2 protein-coding genes are annotated in these 3,560 nt (G+C 45.1%); one reads left to right on the top strand and one right to left on the bottom strand.

The annotated features are described in order from the left end of the window. Positions 1-1,275 (top strand): hypothetical protein (locus WCO51_11175; protein ID MEI6513816.1); only part of this gene is annotated, 1,275 nt, incomplete at its 5' end. A gap of 6 nt (positions 1,276-1,281) precedes the next feature. On the opposite strand, the gene WCO51_11170 is transcribed toward WCO51_11175, so the two are convergent. Further along, a partial coding sequence (locus WCO51_11170; protein MEI6513815.1) for a DNA methyltransferase occupies positions 1,282-3,560 on the bottom strand: 2,279 nt, incomplete at its 5' end.

Genomic DNA, 3,560 nt, shown 5'->3' with positions numbered 1-3,560 from the left:
GTACAATCCATAGCCCTGCCAAAGGGGGATTCCTTAACCGTGACTTTTGAACTGCCAGCCTGTGGAAAGAATAAGTTTCTTTGCTTCGGTGGGTGGTTTGTCTGTGATGGAAAACTAAAGGTTTCAATCAAGAACTGTCCATCGAGTTACACCCTTACTGAATATCATCCTCCAAACTGGAATAAATTTGGTAGTCTATGGCGCACCGATGGCGCACAAGATTCTAATCGAGTAACAGCTTGCTTCAAGGCTGAGACTGAGCTGTGCATCGCATTCTATGGACTTGCTTGCGGAATAGTCCAACATCAGCATCTTAATGACGCAAGAGAAGCACTTCTCCCGAATATTTATCAGATATCGCCGGAAGCGAACTTTATCGTCACCCAAGGCAAGGTCATGAAGTCGAACGTAAACAACTCGACACGGTCTTCGGGTGATCACCCATTTAACATTACTCTAAAGTCATGCAACCGCTGTGCTCGTTTCTTGCCAATAAATACGGAAGATGAACGAGACCACCTCTCTTTTAGTAATCATTGCGTGGCAGAACACAGGCGACCATGTTGCCATACTGGATTTGGTTTGTTGCGAAACTCGGAAACAAATGAGACGCTTAAACTTGACTATGGTTTTCAGCTTGAGTGCCGATTCTGTAAGAAATTTGAGGTAAACGCCGCCCATAATCCCATGCGAACTCCCGCACAGATGAAAGAGGACGCAGCGAGAAGGCGAGGTTTTGAATTACTTATTGAAAGCCTATACGGAGGTACCCCTCAGTTGCGATATCGTGAGCAAACTGGTCGAGAGCTTGCAAATGATATATTTGAGAAATTCTCACGCCGATGCTTCAAATGTGACAAAGAGTTTGGGAACCAAAGGGAAATGAACCTCGACCACACTCGCCCTCTTGCCCTTCTGTGGCCGCTTGATGGGACTGCAACGGCACTTTGCGGGGACTGCAACAGCCTAAAGAGAGATCATCTCCCTGCAAAAGTATACACTTCAAAACAGATCTCTGATTTATCAGCATTGACAGGTCTAACTGTTAAGGAATTGCTCCATGTGACACCGAACATGGAGGCAATAGAAATGATCGTTCTGAAGAAAGATTGGTTTTTTGACGAGTTCTTGATGAAAGAGGAGATGACAAAGAACCGTGATGGCAAAGTGACTGGCGAACTCCTCGTCAAAGCCCTTCAGAAGGTCTTCGAAAAGTGTAAAGGCGGTGCTCCGTTAAACCTGCAAAAACTTTACGATAGTAAGCGTAAACAATAAACGCAGCTATGAGCGTCGTTGGAGAATTAGATACTGGTGATCTGTTACGGTTCCCTTATCTCGAACACCATGTTTTTCGCAATGTAGGACTGGTTCCTCAAATACATCGAGTACATTAAAACGCTCATTAGCTTCTCTTACTAATGCTGCTGCCATATCACACTTTCGACTTTTACCTAAATGGAAGACGACCAGCCCACCGGGCTTAAGACGTTCATAACTGTGCGTAAACACGCTACTATATATTGACATGGATTTCTTTTGCTGGGTCTCCACATATTTGCTTGGTTCATTCTGAAACGTCTCAGCACTCCAGCCGCAAAACCAATAGCGCATCCAATTCGTCATGTAGAAACGCTGAGAGTCAAAGAACGGAGGAGAAGTGATAATAGCGTCGAGGTCTTGGATTTCATGCGGCCAAACCTTCAAAATGTCGGCCTGAAAAGTTTTCCCTTTAAGAAAATCAGGTGGCAAAGGTTTGTCCAACACTAATGAGACTTTTGCTCTAAGTCTTTCGCTCACTGAACGGTATTCAGTCGGCCCGGTTGGGGCATAGGGGGTAATGGAGTGGCTCCTGCGGCTTAATGCGTACGGACGATTGCCATGCAGGATATGAAGCATACACGCCATAATAAAATTCCATTCAACAGAGTCGTTCCTGCGTTCGGACAGAAAAGATCTTGCAGCGATAATCTCCGACATTGTCTTTGCATGAAAATATTCCGGTATAGTTTTGTTGAAACTAACGGAGCAAGCGGCGTCTATCTCGGCTTTTGATGGATGATGTTTGCTTACATAATCATCGAACTCCCGCAAGAGAAGATTTAGTGAACTCATATCAGGGGGAGAGATCTTGGCAGATGTTATGGCGCAAGACATGAGGCTTATGTCAAATGCGTATGCTTGCCTTCCCATCAAAGCTGCTTCAAACGGTATTGTTCCCGAACCGGAGAACGGGTCGAGCACTTTGCCATTGGGGTTTGAAAAGCAATCTACGAGAAAATGGGCTAGCGAGGGCTTCATCTTGCCCTGAAAGGAGCATACTGAGTGTCTTGGATGTCCCCAGTTACGTGCTGTGAAAGGAGGACGTTGATGTGGCATCGTATTCTTGAAGTTAGCCCACTTGTCAGCCCAAGACCCGGCGGAAACAATGTTCATTTCGTTTGGGGATTTGGTCTTCTCGAAAACGAGTAGATCTTGTGTTAATGCCCCTTGGTCACGAGAGGTGCGTTTCCTTAGTTCAAGTCGTTCCTTCAGTTGAAATCCGGCGGTTGCAGCCACGTCAACTAGCAGCGTGTGAGTTGGTACAGATACGCCGCCAAAGCGACTGTCTCCGATGTCAACACACACTATTGCATGGTTTTCTGTTTGAGCTTGCAGTCCCAGGAAGACTGTGTGCATGTCTTCAAAATATGCGGCAACCATTCTTGGAATTCTGTCGTCGTAAGCGTCAACTTCAAGGCTCGTTACGAGATCATTGACCGATTTCGTAACTCTCTTTTCTCCCTTTTTCTTGACAACATCATTGATGCCTGAAGTCACCACTTTATCTCGTATCAGCCTTAAGTCTGAGGATCTCTGGATATGCCGACAGAACCATAATTCAATCTTAGTGTTACGTATGTAGTTTGTGCCGTTCAGATAGGGTGGACTCGTTATAACACCATCAGCGTGGAACTTAGGAGCTGATCTTAAAGCCTTCGCATCGGGCGTCAGCAAAGTTGGCATGACAATTATTGGTGGGCATTTATCACAATCCGCTGCCATTGAAAGCAGATGTTTCGCCACCGCCGTCACCATTCGGGGAACACCAGATACAAGTTCTTTTTTTGTTTTAAACCTTACGTCACCCTGTCTTTTGAGAAGGGAACAAGGAATAAGTTGCGAGAGAACAGCAATGAGTAAAACTTTTCCAATTAGTTGATCTGTCTGGGCAAAAGAGTCGCAGAGAGATCTGAGTCTGAGGACTTGTTTGAAGTTATCAGCGTCAAAAAAAGTGCTATCCCCAAAACAGGATTTGTATGTTTCGAATAATGTAGCATCTTCTTTAGCGGATTCAGTGTCTTCTTGGATCGCATTACTTAGTTTCCTTAGTCGTTGTGCCAATTTGTTTTTTGCGCCAAGACTAAGCGAAGCGACTTCGATTTTTGTTTGGATAACCGTTAGCATCGCAGGGTTGATTTCAGAGTAGCCACACTGAATTCCCTGCGTAGCCAGTACGATTGGAGTTGTTCCTGTTCCTGCAAAAGTGTCTATTATAATATCTCCAGACCTAGTATAATGAA

It is taken from the genome of bacterium (genome assembly GCA_037131655.1).
GTDB lineage: Bacteria > Armatimonadota > Fimbriimonadia > Fimbriimonadales > JBAXQP01 > JBAXQP01.
Note: the sequence above shows the minus strand (reverse complement) of the source record. Positions and strands in the feature narration are given on the sequence as shown.